This is a genomic window from Streptomyces profundus, assembly GCF_020740535.1.
GTDB classification, from domain to species: Bacteria; Actinomycetota; Actinomycetes; order Streptomycetales; family Streptomycetaceae; genus Streptomyces; species Streptomyces profundus.
Genome location: NZ_CP082362.1, coordinates 3,879,872 through 3,898,526, shown reverse-complemented (window position 1 = coordinate 3,898,526; position 18,655 = coordinate 3,879,872). Strand labels below are relative to the sequence as shown.

Annotated in this window: 18 protein-coding genes; 9 read left to right on the top strand and 9 right to left on the bottom strand. The window is 74.1% G+C overall.

What is annotated here, in order from left to right; genetic code table 11:
• Nucleotides 1-22 precede the first annotated feature (22 nt).
• Nucleotides 23-1,477 (top strand): alpha,alpha-trehalose-phosphate synthase (UDP-forming), encoded by a 1,455-nt coding sequence (locus K4G22_RS17220; protein WP_228081138.1) that lies wholly within the window; start codon nt 23-25, stop codon nt 1,475-1,477.
• Nucleotides 1,478-2,168: 691 nt separating this feature from the next.
• On the opposite strand, the gene otsB is transcribed toward K4G22_RS17220, so the two are convergent.
• Nucleotides 2,169-2,996, bottom strand: coding sequence for a trehalose-phosphatase (gene otsB / locus K4G22_RS17215; protein WP_425336711.1), 828 nt, complete (start codon nt 2,994-2,996; stop codon nt 2,169-2,171).
• A 4-nt stretch (nt 2,997-3,000) separates the two neighbouring features.
• Nucleotides 3,001-3,258: a DUF3263 domain-containing protein gene (locus K4G22_RS17210; RefSeq protein ID WP_228081135.1), complete on the bottom strand. Its 258-nt coding sequence runs from the start codon at nt 3,256-3,258 to the stop codon at nt 3,001-3,003.
• A 92-nt stretch (nt 3,259-3,350) separates the two neighbouring features.
• Here K4G22_RS17210 and K4G22_RS17205 point away from each other — a divergent pair, with 92 nt between their 5' ends.
• From K4G22_RS17205 to K4G22_RS17190, 4 genes are read left to right on the top strand one after another with little or no spacing between them, the layout of a single operon-like run.
• On the top strand, nt 3,351-4,274 hold the full coding sequence (locus tag K4G22_RS17205; protein ID WP_228081134.1) for an SIS domain-containing protein: 924 nt from the start codon (nt 3,351-3,353) through the stop codon (nt 4,272-4,274).
• 42 nt (nt 4,275-4,316) lie between these two features.
• Complete coding sequence (locus K4G22_RS17200) at nt 4,317-5,279, top strand: ROK family protein (protein WP_228081131.1); 963 nt, start codon at nt 4,317-4,319, stop codon at nt 5,277-5,279.
• Between the two features lie 5 nt (nt 5,280-5,284).
• The gene (nagA, locus tag K4G22_RS17195) at nt 5,285-6,505 is read left to right on the top strand and encodes an N-acetylglucosamine-6-phosphate deacetylase (RefSeq protein WP_228084122.1); all 1,221 of its coding nucleotides are present in this window, start codon (nt 5,285-5,287) and stop codon (nt 6,503-6,505) included.
• Complete coding sequence (locus tag K4G22_RS17190; protein ID WP_228081130.1) at nt 6,502-7,386, top strand: class II fructose-bisphosphate aldolase; 885 nt, start codon at nt 6,502-6,504, stop codon at nt 7,384-7,386. The genes nagA and K4G22_RS17190 overlap by 4 nt, the downstream gene beginning before the upstream one ends.
• Here K4G22_RS17190 and K4G22_RS17185 read toward each other — a convergent pair.
• Nucleotides 7,367-8,269 carry a carbohydrate-binding protein gene (locus K4G22_RS17185; RefSeq protein WP_228081129.1) on the bottom strand — a complete coding sequence of 301 codons (903 nt, stop codon included), beginning with the start codon at nt 8,267-8,269 and terminating at the stop codon, nt 7,367-7,369. The genes K4G22_RS17190 and K4G22_RS17185 overlap by 20 nt on opposite strands.
• Nucleotides 8,270-8,504: 235 nt before the next feature.
• The gene (gene cdgB, locus K4G22_RS17180; RefSeq protein ID WP_228081128.1) at nt 8,505-10,142 is read right to left on the bottom strand and encodes a diguanylate cyclase CdgB; all 1,638 of its coding nucleotides are present in this window, start codon (nt 10,140-10,142) and stop codon (nt 8,505-8,507) included.
• A gap of 214 nt (nt 10,143-10,356) precedes the next feature.
• Between cdgB and K4G22_RS17175 the strand changes: the two genes are divergently transcribed.
• Nucleotides 10,357-10,947, top strand: coding sequence for a flavin reductase family protein (locus tag K4G22_RS17175; RefSeq protein WP_425336710.1), 591 nt, complete (start codon nt 10,357-10,359; stop codon nt 10,945-10,947).
• Nucleotides 10,948-10,957: 10 nt separating this feature from the next.
• Here the strand turns inward: K4G22_RS17175 and arfB are convergent, their stop codons facing one another.
• Complete coding sequence (gene arfB, locus K4G22_RS17170) at nt 10,958-11,401, bottom strand: alternative ribosome rescue aminoacyl-tRNA hydrolase ArfB (RefSeq protein WP_228081127.1); 444 nt, start codon at nt 11,399-11,401, stop codon at nt 10,958-10,960.
• A gap of 162 nt (nt 11,402-11,563) precedes the next feature.
• Between arfB and K4G22_RS17165 the strand changes: the two genes are divergently transcribed.
• Entirely contained in the window at nt 11,564-12,139 is a 576-nt protein-coding gene (locus K4G22_RS17165; protein WP_228081126.1) for a TerD family protein, read from the top strand.
• Nucleotides 12,140-12,429: 290 nt separating this feature from the next.
• A complete protein-coding gene (locus K4G22_RS17160; protein ID WP_228081124.1) occupies nt 12,430-12,963 on the top strand; it encodes a hypothetical protein in 534 nt (177 codons plus the stop codon).
• Between the two features lie 20 nt (nt 12,964-12,983).
• Here K4G22_RS17160 and mqnC read toward each other — a convergent pair whose 3' ends face one another.
• A complete protein-coding gene (mqnC, locus tag K4G22_RS17155; RefSeq protein ID WP_228081122.1) occupies nt 12,984-14,174 on the bottom strand; it encodes a cyclic dehypoxanthinyl futalosine synthase in 1,191 nt (396 codons plus the stop codon).
• Nucleotides 14,175-14,274: 100 nt separating this feature from the next.
• The gene (locus tag K4G22_RS17150) at nt 14,275-15,357 is read right to left on the bottom strand and encodes a helix-turn-helix domain-containing protein (RefSeq protein WP_228081120.1); all 1,083 of its coding nucleotides are present in this window, start codon (nt 15,355-15,357) and stop codon (nt 14,275-14,277) included.
• A gap of 203 nt (nt 15,358-15,560) precedes the next feature.
• On the opposite strand from K4G22_RS17150, the gene K4G22_RS17145 reads away from it, so the two are divergent.
• Nucleotides 15,561-16,220 (top strand): DUF4232 domain-containing protein, encoded by a 660-nt coding sequence (locus K4G22_RS17145; protein ID WP_228081119.1) that lies wholly within the window; start codon nt 15,561-15,563, stop codon nt 16,218-16,220.
• A 10-nt stretch (nt 16,221-16,230) separates the two neighbouring features.
• Here K4G22_RS17145 and K4G22_RS17140 read toward each other — a convergent pair whose 3' ends face one another.
• Both K4G22_RS17140 and K4G22_RS17135 read right to left on the bottom strand, forming a co-directional pair.
• Nucleotides 16,231-17,757: a serine/threonine-protein kinase gene (locus K4G22_RS17140; RefSeq protein WP_228081116.1), complete on the bottom strand. Its 1,527-nt coding sequence runs from the start codon at nt 17,755-17,757 to the stop codon at nt 16,231-16,233.
• Nucleotides 17,757-18,608 (bottom strand): menaquinone biosynthetic enzyme MqnA/MqnD family protein, encoded by an 852-nt coding sequence (locus K4G22_RS17135; protein WP_228081115.1) that lies wholly within the window; start codon nt 18,606-18,608, stop codon nt 17,757-17,759. The genes K4G22_RS17140 and K4G22_RS17135 overlap by 1 nt, the downstream gene beginning before the upstream one ends.
• Nucleotides 18,609-18,655: the final 47 nt, after the last annotated feature.

Sequence of the window (18,655 nt, the reverse complement as noted above, 5' to 3'; positions counted from 1 at the left end):
TCGCGACAGAGACGGATCCCCGATGACCGCCGAGCTTCCCGAGACAGCCGGCCAGGTGCTGGTGGCCTCCAACCGAGGCCCGGTGAGCTACACGCGCTCGGCCGACGACGGCTCGCTGACCGCCAAGCGCGGCGGCGGGGGCCTGGTGTCGGGCCTCTCCGCGCTGGGCGCCGACGCGGGCACCTGGGTCTGCGCGGCGCTGAGCGAGGACGACAGGGCCGCCGCGCGCGCCTTCGACGGCCGGCCCCCGGCGGCGGACACCGGCGGCCAGTCGGTGCGGATGCTGGACATCCCGAGCGAGACCTTCGACGCCGCGTACAACGGCATCGCCAACTCCGTGCTGTGGTTCGTCCACCACCTGCTGTACCAGACGCCGCTGGAGCCGATCTTCGACGCCGAGTTCGAGGCGCGGTGGGAGCACTACCGCGCGTACAACCTGGCGTTCGCCGATGCGCTGGCCGAGGAGGCCGCCGAGGGTGCGGCCGTGCTGGTGCAGGACTACCATCTGGCGCTGGTCCCGGGGCTGCTCGCGGAACGCAGGCCCGACCTGCGGATCGGCCATTTCTCGCACACCCCGTGGGCGCCGCCGGAGCTGTTCCGGGTGCTGCCCGACCCGGTGGCCCGCGAGGTGCTGCTCGGCGTGCTGGGCGCCGACCGGGCCGCGTTCCTCACCCGCCGCTGGGCGGACGCCTTCATCGCGTGCTGCGCGGCGCTGCTGGGCGCCGAGACCACGCCTGACTCCGTCACCCACGAGGGGCGCACCACGCGGATCGGCGTGCACGGCCTGGGCGCCGACGCGGCGTTCCTGCGGGACCGGGCCGGCCGTCCGGACGTGGACGAGCGGCTGGCGGAGCTGCGGGAGCGCGTCGGCCCCGGCCGGGCGACGATCGTCCGGGTGGACCGCACGGAGCTGTCCAAGAACATCGTGCGCGGCCTGCTGGCCTACCGGCGGCTGCTCACCGACCACCCGGAGTGGCGTGGCCGGGTCGCGCATATCGCCTTCGCCTACCCGTCGCGCCAGGATCTCGCGCTCTACCGCGCGTACACGGCCGAGGTCTCGCGGGTCGCCGACGCGGTCAACGAGGAGTTCGGCGAGGACGGTTGGACGCCGGTGATCCTGCATGTGAAGGACGACTTCGCGCGCTCCCTGGCGGCCTACCGGATGGCGGACGTGGCGTTGGTCAACCCGATCAGGGACGGGATGAACCTGGTCGCCAAGGAGGTCCCCGTGGTCTCCGAGAACGGCTGCGCGCTGGTCCTCTCCCGGGAGGCGGGCGCGGCCGAAGAGCTGGGCCCGGACGCGCTGTTGGTGAACCCGTACGACATCGCGGGCACGGCCCAGGCGCTGCACGAGGCGCTGTCGCTCGACCAGGCCACCCGGGCGGCGCGGTCCCGCCGCCTCGCGAACACGGCCACGGCCCTCCCCCCCACCGCCTGGTTCCTGGCCCAACTCACGGCCCTCCGAACGACCGCCTGACCCCGCGGTCCCCTGCGGGGCGCCGGCCGGGCGGCACGAAGCCGCCCAACTCGGGTTGGGCACGCGGCCAACCGACCCCGTCGGGTCGGCAGCGGAGGCTTCCGGGAACCGGCCGAGAACGGCCGCGCCGGGGCTGTCACGGCAAGCGACCCGCCGTGCTCGGCCCAGCCCACGAGACACCCGCCCGTGTCCGGGAACCAGGCACCGAAAGCCGGCACCAGGGCCCCCACCCGCTCAACGCGGCCCGCACGCACGGCGATCGCCCCGCCAAGGCCCGGCCCCCCACCCCGCCGACGGCCACAGCGGACGGACGGGGCAGCCGCCGCCACGGCGCCATACCCGCCCGCCCCGGAAAAGGGCCGGGTGGACGGCCGAACTCCACCACCACCAGAGGCCACCCCGGCAACGCACCGGCAGAGCCGGTAAGCGGAACGGCCAGGGCCGGCGCGGCAGCGACCCGGCGAGGCCAAAAAACGGGCGGGCGGGCGGGGAAAACCGCCCCCGCCGAGGCCGTCGCGGCAGCGACCCGGCGAGGCCGTGCGGCACAGCGCAAGGCCCACCCGACCCGGAAAACGGGCGGGCGGGCGGGGAAAAACCATCCCCGCCGAGGCCGTCGCGGCAACGACCCGGCGGGACCCCGGAAAAGGGGCGGGTGGGTGGGGGAAAACGGCCGGCGCGGTGGCGACCCCGTTCAGGAGAGGCGTTCGGCCAACGCCCTGAGCAGTGCCGCGACGCCCGCCGGGCCCGGCACCGTGAGGTCGGTCGCGTCGGCGAGGGCGGAGACCTCCGCGCTGCCGCTACAGACCCGCAGCCCGGGGACGCCCTCGCCGCCGAGGGCGGTGACGGCGGCGAAGGCCGGGAGGTCGCCGAGGTCGTCGCCGGCGTAGAGCACGGAGGCGGCCTTGGTCTCGCGCGCCAGCGCGGTCAGCGCGGCGCCCTTGTCCATGCCGCCTGGGCGCAGCTCCAGGACCAGCCGGCCCGGCTCCACGGTCAGCTCGTGTCGGGCGGCCAACGCGTCCAGGGGGGCGCGCAGCGCTTCGTACGCGCCGGCAGGGTCGGCCGCGCGCCGGGTGTGCACGGCGAGCGCGTTGCCCTTGTCCTCGATGAACGCCCCGCCGGCGGCGACCAGTTGGGGCAGCTCGGCGCGCGCCGCCGCGACGCCCGGGTGCGGCGGCGGGGTGTGCAGCCGGCCCGTCGCCGCGTCCCAGCGCTCCGCGCCGTACGCGCCGAGGACGATCAGGCCGCTGAGCTCGGGGTGGTCGGCGAAGCCGCCGAGGCGGACCGCCACCTCGGCGGGGCGGCCCGTGACCACCGCCAGCACGGCGACCCGGCCGGCGAGTCGGGCGAGCGCGGGGAGGGCGTCCGGATGGGCCCTGGCCTGCTCGGGGTCGTCGACGATGGGGGCCAGGGTGCCGTCGAAGTCACAGGCGATCAGTGCGGAGGCCGGCTGGTCGAGCAGCGCGGCGAGCCCGGCGCGGCCGGACTCCGTGGCGGGAACGGGAAGTGTGCCCATGTACATGACCTTACCGTCGTGCTCGCTTGGCGTCGCGACGGCGTCGCAGCCGGTTGACCGTGACCGGGTCGTGGGCCAGGGCGCGTGGATCGTCCAACAGGGCGTTCAGCAGCTGGTAGTAGCGGGTCGGCGAGATGCCGAGCCGCTCGCGTATCGCCCGCTCCTTCGCCCCGGGGCCCGGCCAGGAGCCGCGCTCGACCGCGAGGACCGCGCGGTCGCGCTCGGCGAGATCCGCCCCGTCCTCCGGTCTGGCCGATTCCTCACTCATCAGGGCATGTTAACCAGGGGCACTGACACCCGCGCCCCGTCATACCGGCCCAAAAGGCCCGGTGACACCGACAGCGAGAACGAGGAGACCGGATGCCGTTCGACAGCAGCCTCACCGCCACCGAGATCGCCGCCCAGCCCGCCGCCTGGCGGCGGGCCGCCGAGGAGGCCGGGGCCGCGCCGGCCCCGGCGTTGCCACGTCCGGGCGAACGGGTGGCCGTGACCGGCTGCGGCACCTCGTGGTTCATGGCGCTGGCCTATGCCGCGCTGCGCGAGGCGGCCGGCCAGGGCGAGACGGACGCGTTCCCCGCGTCGTCGTTCCCGGTGCACCGCGACTACCAGCGGGTGGTGGCCATCTCGCGCTCCGGCACCACGACCGAGGTGGCGCGGCTGCTGACGGAGTTGCGCGCCCGGCGGCCGGGGGTGCCGCTGCTGGCGCTGACCGCCGACGGCTCCACGCCGGTCGGCGAAGCCGCCACGCACACCGTGGTGTTGGACTGGGCGGACGAGCGGTCCGTGGTGCAGACGGTGTTCGCGACGACGGCGCTGGCGTATCTGCGGGCGGCGCTTGAGGCGGAGGGCAGCGGGCTCGCGCCGGTGGAGGAGGCGGCGCTGGACGCGGAGGCGGCCCTGGTGCGGCCGTTGCCCGATGCGGCGTTGGCGGCCGGGCAGTGGACGTTCCTCGGCGGCGGCTGGACCTATGGCCTGGCGCTGGAGGCGGCGCTCAAGATGCGGGAGGCGGCGGGCGGTTGGACGGAGGCGTATCCGTCGATGGAGTACCGGCACGGGCCCGTCGCCATCGCCGGGCAGGGGCGGGCGGTGTGGCTGTTCGAGGCGGCGCCCGATGGCGTGTCGGAGCGGGTGCGGTCGGCCGGCGGCTCGCTGTTGGGCCCGCCGGAGGGCGATCCGTTGGCCAATCTGGTGTTGGCGCAGCGGCTCGCGGTGGCCGTCGCGAGGGCGCGTGGGCTCGATCCGGATCGCCCGCGCGGGCTCACTCGTTCGGTGATCTTGCCGTAGTGGACTAGACCTCTTCCCCTCTTCCGGGCGAGACTTGCGCGTGTGAGTCTCCAGGAGCACCCAGCGAACTACGTGATCGCCCTCGATATCGGGGGCACCACGCTCAAGGCGGCGTTGACCGATTCCGACAACGAGCCGTTGTTCCGCGCGCGCCGGGACACGGCCACCGGCGAGCCCGAGGCGGTGGTGGCCGGAATCGTGGACTTCGCCGCCGAGTTGGCCGAGGAGGGCCGCGCCAGGCGCGGCGGCCCGCCGGTGGCCGTGGGCCTGGCGGTGCCGGGCGTGGTGGACGAGGCCGCGGGCCTGGCCAGGTACAGCGCCAACCTCGGCTGGCGCGACGTGCCGTTGGCCCGGCTGGTCTCCGACCGGCTCGGCGGGGTCCCGGTGGCGCTGACCCACGATGTGCGGGCCGGCGGCCTCGCCGAGGGACGGCTGGGCGCCGGGGCCGGCGTCGAACGTTTCTTCTTCGTGGCGCTCGGCACCGGGATCGCCGGGGCCATCGGGGTGGGCGGCCGGATGGAGCCGGGGGCGCACGGGGGCGCGGGCGAGATCGGACATGTCGTCGTGCGCCCCGGCGGTCCGCGCTGCGGCTGCGGTGGCCATGGCTGTCTTGAGACGGTGGCCTCCGCCTCGGCCGTCGGCCGGGCCTGGGCCGAGGCGTCCGGCGCCGCCGGCGCCAGCGCCGCGGACGCGGCCAGGGCCGTGGCCGCAGGCGACGGGCGGGCGCTGGCCGTCTGGCGCGACGCCGTGGAGGCGTTGGCCGACGGCCTGTTGGTCGCCGTCAACCTGCTGGACCCCGAGGTGGTGATCGTGGGCGGCGGCCTCGGCGAGGCCGGCGAGATCCTGCTCGACCCGCTCCGTTCCGCCCTGGCCGCCAAGGCCACCTTCCAACGACTTCCCGCCGTGGTCCCCGCCGCTCTCGGGGAGGCCGCGGGCCGTCTCGGCGCCGGCCTGCTCGCCTGGGACCACAGTCAACTCCCCCACACCGCGGAGGTTTCCCCGTGACCCGTATCGCCGACCAGCCGGCCCACAACGCCGCCCCAGCCGCTTCGCGCACCGTGCTCGCCGGCGCCAGGGTGGTGACGCCGGACGGGGTGTGGGACGGGGCCTCGGTCACCGTCGAGGGCGGGCGGATCGTGGCCGTCCGCCAGGCGCCGGCGGAGCCCGCGGCCCCGGAGAGCCCGAAGGACCCGGCGGCGGTCGATCTGTCGGGGCACTGGCTGGTGCCCGGGTTCGTCGATCTCCATGTGCACGGGGGCGGCGGCGCCTCGTTCTCGGCCGGGACCGCGGACGAGGCGCTGCGGGTGGTCGCGACCCATCGGGCGCATGGCACGACCACCCTGGTCGCCTCGATGGTGACCGGCGCGCTGGAGGATCTCGCGGCGCAGGCGGGGGCGCTGTCCGAGCTGGTGGAGCAGGGCGACCTGGCCGGACTGCACTTCGAGGGCCCGTTCATCGCCGAGAACCGCTGTGGCGCGCACGATCCCACGCTTTTGCGGGATCCGGATCCGGCGGACGTCCGCAAGCTGATCGACGCGGCCAGGGGCACGGCGCGGATGCTGACGCTGGCGCCCGAGCGGCCCGGTGGCCTCGACTCGGTGCGGCTGCTGCGCGACCACGGGGTGATCGCGGCCGTCGGCCACACCGACGCCAGCTACGAGGTGACGCGGCGGGCCGTCGACGCGGGCGCCAGCGTGGCCACCCACCTGTTCAACGCGATGCCGCCGCTGGCCCATCGGGCGCCAGGCCCGATCGCCGCGCTCCTTGAGGACGAACGGGTCACCGTCGAGCTGATCAACGACGGCACCCATCTGCACCCGTCCGTGCTGGCGTTGGCGTTCCGCTCGGCGGGCGCCGACCGCGTCGCGCTGATCACCGACGCGATGGGCGCGGCCGGGATGGGGGACGGCAGCTACCCGCTGGGCCCGCTGCGGGTCGAGGTGACCGACGGGGTGGCGCGGATCGCCGAGGCCGGGACGCCGCCGGGCACGGGCGCCATCGCCGGCTCCACGTTGACCCTGGACCGCGCCTTCCAGCACGCGGCGACGGTGGACGGGCTGCCCGTCGCCGAGGTGTCGCGGTCGCTCTCCGGCACGCCGGCCAGGCTGCTCGGGGTGGCCGACCGGGTGGGGTCGATCGAGGCGGGCAAGGACGCCGATCTGGTGGTGCTCGACGCCGCCTTCGAGCTGGTCGGGGTGGTGCGCAAGGGCGAGTGGGTGGTGCGGCCGTGACGCTCGCCGGCTGCCGGGAGCTGCTGGCCGACGCGCGGCGCCGGGGCGCCGCGCTGGCCGCGTTCAACGTGATCACGCTGGAGCACGCGCAGGCGGTGGCGGCCGGGGCGGCGCGGGTCGGCGCGCCGGCGGTGCTCCAGCTGTCGCAGAACGCCGTGGCCCACCACGGCGGCCGGCTGGCCCCGCTGGCCGCCGCGCTGCGCGCGGTGGCCGCGGAGGCGCCCACCGGGCTGGCGCTGCATCTGGACCATCTGGACCAGGGTCCGCTGGGCCGGGAGCTGCTGCGGGCCGCGCCGGCGGCCGGGTTCGGCTCGGTGATGTTCGACGGCTCCCGGCTGCCGGCGGCGGAGAACCTCGCGGCCACGGCGGCGGCGGTGCGCTTCGGGCGGGAGCACGGGCTGCTGGTCGAGGCCGAGTTGGGCCGGATCGGCGGCAAGCCGGGCGACGCGCACCGCCCGGGGGTGCGCACCGATCCGGTCGAGGCGGCGGAGTTCGTGCGGGCCACCGGCGTGGACGCGCTGGCCGTCGCGGTGGGCAGCAGCCACGCGATGACCAGCAGGGGCGCCCGTCTCGACCATCGGCTGATCGCCGGGCTGCGCGCCTCCGTCGCCGTGCCGCTGGTACTGCACGGCTCCTCGGGGGTGCCGGACGACGAGCTGCGGCGGGCGATACGGGCCGGCATGACCAAGGTCAACATCGGGACGGCGCTCAACGTGGCGCTGACCGCCGCCGTCCGGGAGCGGCTGGCGGCCGATCCGGCGCTGGTGGATCCGCGCCCCTATCTGGCCGATGGCCGGGAGGCGATGGCGGCGGCGGTGGCCCGGCTGCTGACGGTGCTGGCGGACGCCGCCGCCGGGCCGGCTACAGCTGCTCGTCCGTGACGAAGAGCTCGTCGATGGCCGCGTCGCAGGAGCCGCCGCAGGTGTACTCGACGGTGTTCTGGCCGCGGACCAGCTCGACCTGGTTGAAGGTGCGCACCCAGCTGGTGTCCCACTCGTCGTTGGGGCTGTAGTCCACCAGCTTGACCGGGTCCTCCCTTGGCGTGCCGTTGACCGAGAACGACATGGTCTGGTCGTCGGTGATCACCGAGTAGCCGGTGTAGAGGTAGTACATGCCCGGCTCGCCCTGGAAGTCGAAGGACCAGCTGACGGTGGCGCCCTGCCGGCCGGCGAGCGCGACATAGGAGCCGGAGTCCGAGCGGGCGCCGTCGAAGGTGGCCTCCAGCGCGGCGCCGCCGCCGAGCGAGAGCTGGGTGATGTCGGCGGCCGGCAGCTCCTCGGGCTCCGCGTCGTCGCTGGGCTCCGGATCCGGGTCGCCCTCGCTCGAACCCTCGTCGTCGCCGTCGTCGGCGCCGCCGGTGGGCTCGGTGGTCTCCCCGCCGCCCGCCTCGTCGTCGCCCCCCTCGTCGTCGCTGAACAGGATGGCGGCGCCGATGCCGAGCACCACGGCGAGCACCACGGCGATGGCGCCGACGAGCAGCCCGTTGCGGCGGGAGTCCTGGTCGTTCCTGCGGCGGTCGGGCGGGCCGCCGTAGCCGCCGCCCTGCGTCTCGGGCGCGGCGTAGCGGGCGTCCGGCGACGGCTGCTGCCGGTATCCCTGCTGTCCGCCGAAGGTGCGCTCCCCCACCGGGCGCACCTGGTTGTACGAGGGCTGCCGGGGGGCCACCGGCTGCTGGCCCGCCGCTCCGCCCTCGGGTCGATAGAGGTAGGCGAACGGGTCGTCGCCCTCGTCAGGCGTTCCCTGGCCGGTGTTCCCCGCGCTCATCGACTGCCGCTCCTTCGTTGCCGCGTTACCACATGTCCCACCCCATCGTTCTGCGCGCGAGCCTACCCCGTTCGAGCGAAGCGCTGGGCCAGGGAGCGACGCTCCCGGCGGGGGCCGGCGGGCTCGCCCGAGGGGACACGCGCCGAACGTTCTGGGGGCGTCCCACGGGTGTGCGAGATCGTTCGTGGAACGCACAGTTCCGGTCGTGAACGGTCGCATCGGGCAGGGCGGCCGGTCAGCTGGCGCGGCGCCGGCCCTGGGCGCGGGCGCGCTTCTCGACATACATCCGCTGGTCCGCCGACTCCAGGACCTCCTCGGTGGTCATCCCGCAGGCGGCCCAGCCGATGCCGAAGCTGGCGCCCACCCGCACGCCACGGCCCTCGACCCGGATGGGCGGCACGATCGAGCCGCGCAGCCGCATGGCCAGATCCGACGCGTCCGACGGGCGCAGGCCCTCGGCCAGCACCACGAACTCGTCGCCGCCGAGCCTGGCCACCGTGTCGTTGTCCCTGACCCCCTGCTCCAGCCGGCGCGCCACCTCGACCAGCACCGCGTCGCCGCAGACGTGGCCGAACTGGTCGTTGATCGACTTGAAGCCGTCCAGATCGCAGAAGAGCACGGCCAGGCCCTTGCCGTCGCCGCCCGGGGCGTCCGGCTGCCAGACGTGCTCGTGGTGGTCGAAGACATGGGCGCGGGCGTACGCCGACACGTCGCCCGACTGCCCGAAGAACGCCGCCGTCATCGCCTCGGGGCCGGTCGGCACCGGGATGTGGAGGTGCGGCGGCGTGGCGCAGATCCGGCTGCTCAGCCGGGCCCGCAGCTCCGCGCTGTTGGGCAGCCCGGTCAGCGAGTCATGGCTGGCGCGGTGGGCCAGGGCCAGCTCGTGCCGCTTGCGCTCCTCGATGTCCTCGACGTGGGTGAGCTGCACCTGGGGCCCGGCCCCCGCGTCGGCCACCACCGAGTTGCGCAGGCTGACCCAGACATAGGAGCCGTCGTTGCGGGCCAGCCGCAGCTCGGCCCGGCCGCCGTCGTTGGTGGTGCTCATCAGCACCGCCCTGTCCTCGGTGTGCACCAGATCGGCGAAGCTGTAGCGGCGCAGCGCGGCGACGGTGCGGCCGAGCAGCCGGCAGAGCGCGTCGTTCACCCGCAGCAGCCGGCCGTCGCTGTCGCCGCCGACCTCGGCGATCGCCATCCCGCTGGGCGCGTACTCGAACGCCTGCCGGAAGCTCTCCTCGCTGGCCCGCAGCGCCTGCTGCTCGCGCTCAAGGCGGACCAGCGCGCGCTGCATGTTGCCGCGCAGCCGGGCGTTGCTGATGGCGATGGCGGCCTGGGAGGCGTAGAGCTGGAGCGCCTCGCAGCCCCAGGGGCCCGGGCGGCGGCCGTTGCGCGGCTTGTCGACCTCAAGGACGGCGAGCAGCTCCCCGTCCGAGGCGCACATCGGCGCGAAGAGGCGGTCCATCGGATGCCACTCGTCGGGGTAGCGGGGGGCGGGACCCGTGGTGTGCCACTGGGGGACGTCGTCGTGGTCCAGCACCCAGCCCTCGGTGTACGGGATGAAGCGGAGCTCGCCCCAGCGCTCCCCCATGGTCAGCCGGCGCTCCCAGGACTCCCGGGAGCCGGTGCGGCCGGCGATGGCGGCCTCGGCCTTGTCGGTCTCGACGCGGTCGCTGCCGGCCACGGCGGCGACCAGCAGATCCCCGTCGGGTCTGACCACGTTGACGGAGGCCAGTTCGAAGCCGAGCGCGGTCACGGTGCCGTCGGCGATGGTCTGGAGGGTGTCCGCCATGCTTCGGGCGGTGTTCAGCTGAGCGACGACCTGGTGCAACTCCCGCAGCGAGGCAAGGCGCACATAGGGCTCCGTCTCCGTTTCCATCACTCCCCCGGAAGCGCGAAATGCACGTGCAGATACTGAGGCCACTGAATCACAGGGAGCTGCCCACTAGGTACACAGGGTCAGCGATTAGTAGCCTACTGTGACTCATGTCACACTGCGAGCAGGTTCCGTCGCGCGATGTAGGACGAGTCCCCACAAAGCCTTGGTTCCATGGCCCGATGCCGACCCCCGGAAGGGGGGTTAGCGTGCCCGGGTGTCTCTTCCAGCCCAGCACCCCTCGCCCCCCGTCGACGCCGACCCGCCCCGCGCGGCGCCGGGCGACCCCGTCGCGCATGCTGAGGGGGTGAGCGAGGAGGAGTTCCGAGGCGCGATGGCCAGGCTCGCCGGCGGGGTCGTGCTGATCACCGCGCACGACGGGGACGAGGGGCCGCGCGGCGCCCCGGCCGGGATGACGGCGACGGCGTTCCTCTCCGTCTCCCTCGAACCGCCGCTGGTGCTGGCCAGCGTGCGCACCGGCTCCCGGATGGACGAGATCCTTGAGGCCCAACCCCTCTGGGCCGCCTCGCTGTTGGGCCAGGAGCAGCGCGTCACCGCGGGCCGGTTCGCGATGAGCGGGCGGCTCAGCGACCGGCTGCTCTTCCAGGAGGTGCCCCATGTGCTCGGCGACCTCACCGGAGCGCCGCTGCTGAAGGGCGCGCTCGCCGCGCTGGAGTGCCGCACCGAGAGCCGCGTCCCCGCCGGCGACCACACCCTGCTGATCGCCCGGGTCCTGCGCACCGAGGTGCCGGGGGAGGCGGGCGACCCGCTGCTCTACTACCGGGGCGCCTACCGCCGGATGAGCTGAGGCCCGCCCCTCAGTCCCACTGGGCGCGGCCCGTGCGGCCCTTCTTCAGCTCGGAACGCCGCCGCTTCTCCCGCAGCCGGCGCTCCACCAGGGAGCGCGGCGGCTTCTTGGCGCGGCGCGCCCTCGGGGGCGGCGCGGTGGCCTCGGCCAGCAGCCCCAGCAGTCGCTCGACGGCGGCCTCGCGGTTCCGCCACTGCGAGCGGCGCTCGCTCGCGCGCACCACCAGCGTCCCCGAATCCGTCAAACGGCCGGCGAGACGGGCGAGGGCGCGCTCCTTCCAGAGCTCTGGCAGCGCCCGGGAGGCCGCGATGTCGAAGAGCAACTCCACCTGGGTGTCGGACGTGTTGACATGCTGCCCACCCGGCCCCGAGGCGCGCGAGAAGCGCCAGCGCAACTCCGACTCGGGGAGGCTGACCGCATCACGGATGAGGTAGGGACCGGACATACGTTCCATGTTCCCGCGTCCGCCCCCGGGACGCATATCGTTTTCCCACGGTCAACTCACGTTTCTCCCAAGGCGCTGTGGAACCGGCGCTCGGCTGACATCGTTGGGGACAGTGAGGGTAACGTCTTCGCAAAGAAGACCCGGAACGATCCGTACTAAGGGGATATCTCCATGGGTGTGAGCCTGTCCAAGGGTGGCAACGTCTCGCTGAGCAAGGAGGCTCCGGGCCTGACCGCGGTCACCGTCGGCCTGGGCTGGGATGTCCGCACCACCACCGGTACCGACTTCGACCTCGACGCGAGCGCCCTGGGCGTGAACGCCGAGGGCAAGATCGCCTCCGACCAGCACTTCATCTTCTACAACAACCTGGTCACCCCCGATGGCACCATCCAGCACACCGGGGACAACCTCACCGGCGAGGGCGAGGGCGACGACGAGCAGATCAAGGTCAACCTGGCCGGTCTGGGGGCCGATGTCGACAAGATCGTCTTCCCGGTCTCGATCCACGACGCCGACAACCGCGGCCAGAACTTCGGCCAGGTCCGCAACGCCTTCATCCGCGTGGTCAACCAGGCGGACGGCGTCGAGCTGGCCCGTTACGACCTGACCGAGGACGCCTCCACCGAGACGGCCATGGTCTTCGGCGAGCTCTACCGCAGCGGCGCCGAGTGGAAGTTCCGCGCCGTCGGCCAGGGCTACGCCTCCGGCCTGGCCGGTATCGCCCAGGACTTCGGCGTCAACGTCTGAGCCCACCGGTCGCCGGTGGCGCCCCCCGCAGCCCGCGGGGGCGCCGCCGGCCCGGACACGGGCCGCAGGGCCCTTCCCTGGGGCCTCCCCGAGGAGGGGGCGTCGAACGCGGCGTCCGGCGAGAGCAGTTCGTCGATCCCCGGGGCGTCCGCCATGGGCGGGCGACCGCCCGACGAGGGCCCCGAACCGGGGCGGCGTCCGGGCGGCGGAGCGGGGGAATTACGGCGAGAATTCCCGCGTGCGGCATGGGTACTTGCCTTCCCCACCCCCGTACTGAAGGGTATGGGCCCATGCAGATCGTCATCACCTCGCGGAAGGCGGCGACGCTCGACACCTGGCGACGGGCGCGCGTGGCCGGCCCCGAGGTGACGTTCCACCAGGGGTGGCGCTCCGCCATGCCGGTGGACGCGATGGTGGTGGCCGGCGTGCACGCCTTCCCCCGGCTCGGCGGACGCCCCCGCTGGGACCGCGCGCAGATCATCGAGAACACGCACTACGACGCCTGGCCCAAGTTCCTGGTGGTGCCGCCGACTCGGCCGATGGTGCTGGGCGAGGACGGCGTCGCCCGGATCCACCCCGACTTCCGCCGGATCAGGCCCGCGTCCTATGCCGCCTCCGAGGCGATCGCCGAGATCGTTCGCTGGAACGCGACCCAGGACGACGCCATCTCGGCCACCGAAGTGAACCTGCCGCTGCTGGAGTTCGACAATCCGGCGGACGCCTCCAGCGCCCGCGCCTTCCAGGCCGCGCTCCGCGACCGGCTCACCGCCGAGACCGTGCCCGCCGGCCTCACCCCCGCCAGCGCGGCTGGCCGGTACGGATAGCCGGCCCGGGCGGGCAGCCCTCAGTTGGCGTCGATCAGGCGCAGTTCGGGGTGCGCGGTGCCGCCTTCGATCGCGGTGGAGGAGAGATGCGACACCACCCGGTCGTCGACCGGGTCGAGGGCCGGGTCCTCGTGCACCACCAGGTGCTCGTAGGTGGTGGCCCGCTGGGCCGGTACCCGGCCGGCGGAGCGGATCAGCTGGATCAACTCCACGCGGTTGGAACGGTGCTTGGCGCCCGCCGACGAGACCACGTTCTCCTCCAGCATCACCGAGCCGAGGTCGTCCGCCCCGTAGTGCAGGGAGAGTTGACCGACCTCCTTGCCCGTGGTGAGCCAGGAGCCCTGGATATGGGCCACGTTGTCCAGGAAGATCCGGGCGATCGCGATCATCCGCAGATACTCGAAGAGCGTCGCCTGGGTCTGGCCCCGCAGCTTGTTGTTCTCCGGCTGGTAGGTATAGGGAATGAACGCGCGGAACCCGCCCGTGCGGTCCTGCACCTCGCGCACCATCCGCAGATGTTCGATCCGCTCGGCGTTGGTCTCCCCCGTGCCCATCAGCATGGTGACCGTGGACTCGACGCCGAGGCGATGGGCCGTCTCCATGATCTCCAGCCACTCCTCGCCCGACTCCTTCAGCGGGGCGATCGCCGTGCGCGCCCTGGCGGGCAGCAGCTCGGCGCCGGCACCGGCGAAGGAGTCAAGACCGGCCGCGCTCAGCCGGCGGATCGCCTCCTCGGGGGTGACCGCCGAGATACGCGCCATATGGGCCACCTCGGAGGCACCGAGTGAGTGGATCACCAGCTCGGGGAACGCCTTCTTGATGGCCGAGAAGTGCTCCTCGTAGTACTCGACGCCGAAGTCCGGGTGGTGGCCGCCCTGGAACATGATCTGGGTGCCGCCCAGCTCCACCGTCTCGGCGCAGCGGCGCAGGATGTCGTCCAGATCCCTGGTCCACACCTGGTCGCTCTTGGGCGGCGCGTAGAAGGCGCAGAACTTGCAGGCCGTGACGCAGGCGTTGGTGTAGTTGATGTTGCGCTCGATGATGTAGGTGGCGATGTGCTCCACCCCGGCGTAGCGCCGCCGGCGCGCGGCGTCGGCCGCCTGCCCCAGCGCGTGCAACGGCGCGGAACGGTAGAGGTCCAGCGCCTCCTCGGGGGTGATCCGCCCGCCCTCGGCGGCACGCTCCAGCACGCTGGCGAACTCGGCGCCCATCACGTTCCCTCCGACGATTCGACTGCCGTCCGGCCATGTCACGGCCGCTCCAGCGTACGCCAGCCCCTCCCCCGCACGGGGTGCGGCCGGGGGGCGCGGCTCAGCCGGTGGGCGCCGGGTACCAGTCGGTGCCGCCGAGGAGGAAGCCCCACTCGGGCTGGCCGCTGGTGGCGCTGGTGCGCAACGGCTCGCCCTCGTCGTCGATCCGCAGCACCCCCTCGCGGTCGCCGCTGGACCACTCGAGGTCCAGATACCAGTCGACGTCATGGGCCTCGGTGCGCGCGGTGACATAGACGACCAGCGGGTCGGACTCGTCCACCCACAGCGGCAGTTCGGACTGGTCGGCGCCGGCGGTCAGCGCGGGGGCCGCCGCGTCCAGGTCGACGTCGAACGCGGCGGTGTCGACGGGGCCGCCGCCGCAGGCGCTGTAGCCGGTGTAGAGGTTCCAGGGGAGCGGCTCGTCGGCCCTGGTGACGCGCACATGCAGGTCCCGCAGGACCACCGTCTCGTCGCCCGTGCCCTGGATGGTCAGCTCGACGTACTGCCGCCCGGCCGGGACGGCGCCCATCGCGCGGGCCCAGCCGGGCGCCTCGGGCTCATGGGGCGGCGGCGGGACCGACTCGGGATCCGCGTCGACGAGGTAGTGGTTGCCGCAGGGACTCTCGAACGCGTGGGGGCGGACGGTCACGGCCACCGGGGCCGGCCCGTCGCCGGCCGGCGGCGGCTGCCGCTGGGCGGCCTGGTCCTCGTCGTCGTCGCGCAGGGCGAGCAGCAGCCCCGCGGCCAGGGTCAGGGCCGTGGCCGCCGCCACGGCGCCGACCACGGCCCCGGGCCGCCACCGCCGCCGCGCCGGCGGCACGGCGGCGACGGCCGGCACGGGCGCTGCCGGCGCCACGGCCGCCGGCTCGGGCTCCGGGGCGCGCCGGTCCCGTTCGCGCGCCGTGTCGGCGGCGATCCAGCGGCGGTGGAGCTCCATCAGCTCCTCGGCCGTCGCCCCGCACTGCCGCGCGAACCGCTCCACCGTCGCGAACTCGGGCGGCAGTCCTTCCCCCTTGCAGTAGCGGTGCACCGTCGAGGGGCTCAGATGCAGGCGCTTGGCCAACGTGCCGTAGCTCAGCCCGGAGCGGCCCTTCAACTCCGCGAGCAGCGCCGCGAGATCGGCGATCTCCACATCCGCGGCCATGTCTCCCCCTCGTTCCCCGTCCCACCCCGGCATTCGACGCGCCTGACATCCTCGCAGGTCACTGACGGTTCGAATGTTCCGACCTCCCGTCCCGGACGTTGTGGCTGGTGGCCGGGACGAGGGACGACCCATCCTGTGGTCGTCCGGCGAACACCTCGCCGGTTCCCTCGCACCACAGCCCGACGTCAAGAAAGCAGACCGCCATGAACGTTCGCCCGCTCCGCCGCCGCACCCGGACGCTTGTCGCCGCCGTGGCGGCCGTCGCCGCCCTCTCTCTCACCGCCTGCGAGGACGAGGAGATCCCCCAGGACGGGAGCGCCGGCGGGGGCAGCGACGCCGTGGACGACGCGCCCGGTGAGTCGGGCGAGCCAGAGGAGGGCGACGAGACCGGCGTGGAGCCGGGGCAGGGCACCCTGGAGGGCGGCGCCGGCGAGAGCGAGGCGGACACCGCGCCCTGCACCGACGCGAACACCGAGGTGACCGTCTCGCCGGTCGAGCGGCCCATCAACCATCTGCTGATCACCGTCACCTACACCGGTGACGAGGCGTGCTTCGCCTACCACGGGCCCTATCTGGGGTTCGAGGGCGCGCAGGCCCCGCTGCCGTTCGTCGAGGACAGCCGGCCGGGGAGCGTGACCGCGCTGGGGCCCGGCGAGTCGGCGTACGCGGGCGTGATCACCTCGTCCGCCGACTCGCCGGAGGGGTTCACCGTGGACGGCCTGACCCTCTCCTTCGCGTCGGCGGACAGCGGCGCGGTGGGCGAGACGCTCCAGCTGCCGGCGCCCGGCGGCGAGGTGTTCCTCGGCGACGCGGCGGCCGTCACCTACTGGCAGCCCTCGCTGGACGAGGCGCTCGTCTGGTGACGTGCGGCCGTCACCCCTGGCGCGCGGCGACGCCCTCGTAGGAGTTGTCATCGGCGTAGCCGTTGAAGGCCAGCTGACCGTTCTCGATCTGGCGCAGCACGAACTCGTAGGGCTCGGGATAGCAGGCGGCGCTCAACGTCGAGCGGCTCGGGTCGAGTTCGGTCAGGAACGTCAGCTGGCCCTCGGCGACCGCGCTGAGCGTCAGCTCGTCCACGCAGAGCGACAGGCCGATGGCGTCGGTCGCCGAGACGGTGCCCACCACGTCGCCGACCTGTCCCTCGGCGAGCTCGACGGTGACCGTGCCGATCGGCATCCCGCTGATCGACGCGTTGCCCGTCCACTCGCCGAGATAGGCGGCCGGCACCCCCTGCGGGTCCTCCCCTTCCTCCCCGAGCAGCAGGATGCCGCCGACCACGGCGGCGGCCACCAGGGCGAGGCCGAGGACCAGCCCCAGGACCAGCCGGCCGCGCCGGCGCGGCGGGGCCGGCGGGGAACCGCCGGGGGGCGGGAACGGCGGGGTGGCGGGCCCTGGCGCCGCCACCGTGTGCGCATACCCGGGGGCGACGGGGGCGGCCGGGGTGGTGGCGACGGGGGTGCTCGGGGCGGCCGGGGTGGTGGCCGGCCCCGGGTCGTGGCCGGTGTCCAGGTCCAGCAGGCGCACCGCGTGCCGGCTGGCGTCCTCGACGACCGGCTGCGGCAGCCAGCCCGAGCCGACAAGACCGGCGGCGCCCGCGTCGCCGGCGTACGCCCCGGCCACCTCAAGCGGGGTCGGCCGGCCGGCCGGGTCCTTGTCGAGACAGGCCGCGATCAGCTCCCTCGCCTGCGGGGGGACCGCGTCCAGTTCGGGTGGCTCGTGCACCACCCGGTAGAGCAGGTGAGCGGCGCTGCCCCCGGGGAACGGGGGCCGGCCGCCGGCGGCGAAGGCCAGCACCGCGCCGAAGGAGAACACATCGGTGGCCGGGGTCAGCTCCCGGCCCAGCACCTGCTCGGGGGACATGTAGCCGGGCGAGCCGATGGAGACCCCGGTGGTGGTCAGCCGGGCGGTGCCGCCGTCGGTCGCCCTGGCTATGCCGAAGTCGATCAGCCGGGGGCCGTCCAGCGCCAGCAGCACGTTGGACGGTTTGACGTCGCGGTGGACCAGCCCGTGCCGGTGCACCGCGGCCAGCCCCTCACCGAGGCCGGCGCCCAACGCCCGCACCGTGTGCGCCGGGAACGCGCCATGCGCGGCCACCGCCCGTTCCAGGTCGGGGCCCGCGACATAGCCGGTGGCCACCCAGGGCACCTCGGCCTCCGGGTCGGCGTCCAGCACGGGCGCCGTCCAGTCGCCGCCGACCAGTTGGGCCGCGGCCACCTCCCTGGCGAACCTGGCCCGGAACCGCTCGTCGGCCGCGATATGCGGGTGCACCAGCTTGACCGCGACGGTCCGACCGCCGGCGCTGCGCCCCAGATAGACCCGGCCCATGCCGCCCCGGCCCAGCCGGCCCAGCAGCCGGTACGCGCCGACGACGGGCGGGTCGTCCTCCGTCAGCGGATCCATCAACGCGGCTCCGGCGCGTCCAGCAGCTCCACCCGGTGGTTGCCGCCCAGATCCATCCGGCGGGCGAACTCGGCCATGCCGGCGAGCTGCCGCTCCTCCAGCCGGAAGTCCAGGGTGGTGAAGTAGCGCTCCAGCACCTCGGCGTCGAAGTCCTCCCAGCGCGCCGCCTGTTCGGCGACCTTGCCCACCTCGGCCAGGGACAGGTCCCGGGAGGCGAGAAACGCGCGGTGCACCTCGCGGACGGTCTCCGGGTGCCGCTCCAGATAGTCGCGGCGCACGCACCAGACCGCGAAGACGAAGGGGAGCCCCGTCCAGTCGTGCCACATCTGCCCCAGGTCGTGGACCTCCAGGCCGAGCCGGGGCGCGTCGTGCAGCGAGGCGCGGAGCGCGGCGTCGCCGATCAGCACGGCGGCGTCCGCCTCCCGCATCATCAGGCCGAGATCGGGCGGGCAGGTGTAGTAGTCGGGCCGCACCCCGTGGCGCTCGGCCAGCAGCAGCCGGGCCAGCCGCACGGAGGTGCGGGAGGTGGAGCCGAGCGCCACCCGGGCGCCGTCCAAGCGCTCCAGGGGCACCTGGGAGACGATCACGCAGGACATCACCGGCCCGTCGCAGCCCACCGCGATATCGGAGAGCGCCACAAGATCGTCGGTGTGGCCGAGGAAGTCCATGAGCGAGACGGGGCCCATGTCCAGCTCGTCGGCCACCAGCCGCTCGCCGAGCCGCTCCGGAGTGTCCTTGGCCAGCTCCAGATCCAGTAGCGTGCCGGTCCTCGCGAGGCCCCAGTACAGGGGGAGACAGTTGAGGAACTGGATGTGGCCGACACGAGGGCGATTCCGGTGGTGTGTAGTCACCTAAGGGAGGGTACGCCTGAGGTCGTGCGAGCCAACGTTCAGGGACA

What these genes read in the sequence shown, in the direction of transcription:
- K4G22_RS17220 (WP_228081138.1), top strand. Translation starts at nt 23, where the DNA reads ATGACCGCCGAGCTTCCCGAGACAGCCGGCCAGGTGCTGGTGGCCTCC.
- otsB (WP_425336711.1), bottom strand. Translation starts at nt 2,996, where the DNA reads ATGTACATGGGCACACTTCCCGTTCCCGCCACGGAGTCCGGCCGCGCC.
- K4G22_RS17210 (WP_228081135.1), bottom strand. Translation starts at nt 3,258, where the DNA reads ATGAGTGAGGAATCGGCCAGACCGGAGGACGGGGCGGATCTCGCCGAG.
- K4G22_RS17205 (WP_228081134.1), top strand. Translation starts at nt 3,351, where the DNA reads ATGCCGTTCGACAGCAGCCTCACCGCCACCGAGATCGCCGCCCAGCCC.
- K4G22_RS17185 (WP_228081129.1), bottom strand. Translation starts at nt 8,269, where the DNA reads ATGAGCGCGGGGAACACCGGCCAGGGAACGCCTGACGAGGGCGACGAC.
- cdgB (WP_228081128.1), bottom strand. Translation starts at nt 10,142, where the DNA reads ATGGAAACGGAGACGGAGCCCTATGTGCGCCTTGCCTCGCTGCGGGAG.
- arfB (WP_228081127.1), bottom strand. Translation starts at nt 11,401, where the DNA reads ATGGAACGTATGTCCGGTCCCTACCTCATCCGTGATGCGGTCAGCCTC.
- K4G22_RS17165 (WP_228081126.1), top strand. Translation starts at nt 11,564, where the DNA reads ATGGGTGTGAGCCTGTCCAAGGGTGGCAACGTCTCGCTGAGCAAGGAG.
- K4G22_RS17160 (WP_228081124.1), top strand. Translation starts at nt 12,430, where the DNA reads ATGCAGATCGTCATCACCTCGCGGAAGGCGGCGACGCTCGACACCTGG.
- mqnC (WP_228081122.1), bottom strand. Translation starts at nt 14,174, where the DNA reads ATGGGCGCCGAGTTCGCCAGCGTGCTGGAGCGTGCCGCCGAGGGCGGG.
- K4G22_RS17150 (WP_228081120.1), bottom strand. Translation starts at nt 15,357, where the DNA reads ATGGCCGCGGATGTGGAGATCGCCGATCTCGCGGCGCTGCTCGCGGAG.
- K4G22_RS17145 (WP_228081119.1), top strand. Translation starts at nt 15,561, where the DNA reads ATGAACGTTCGCCCGCTCCGCCGCCGCACCCGGACGCTTGTCGCCGCC.
- K4G22_RS17140 (WP_228081116.1), bottom strand. Translation starts at nt 17,757, where the DNA reads ATGGATCCGCTGACGGAGGACGACCCGCCCGTCGTCGGCGCGTACCGG.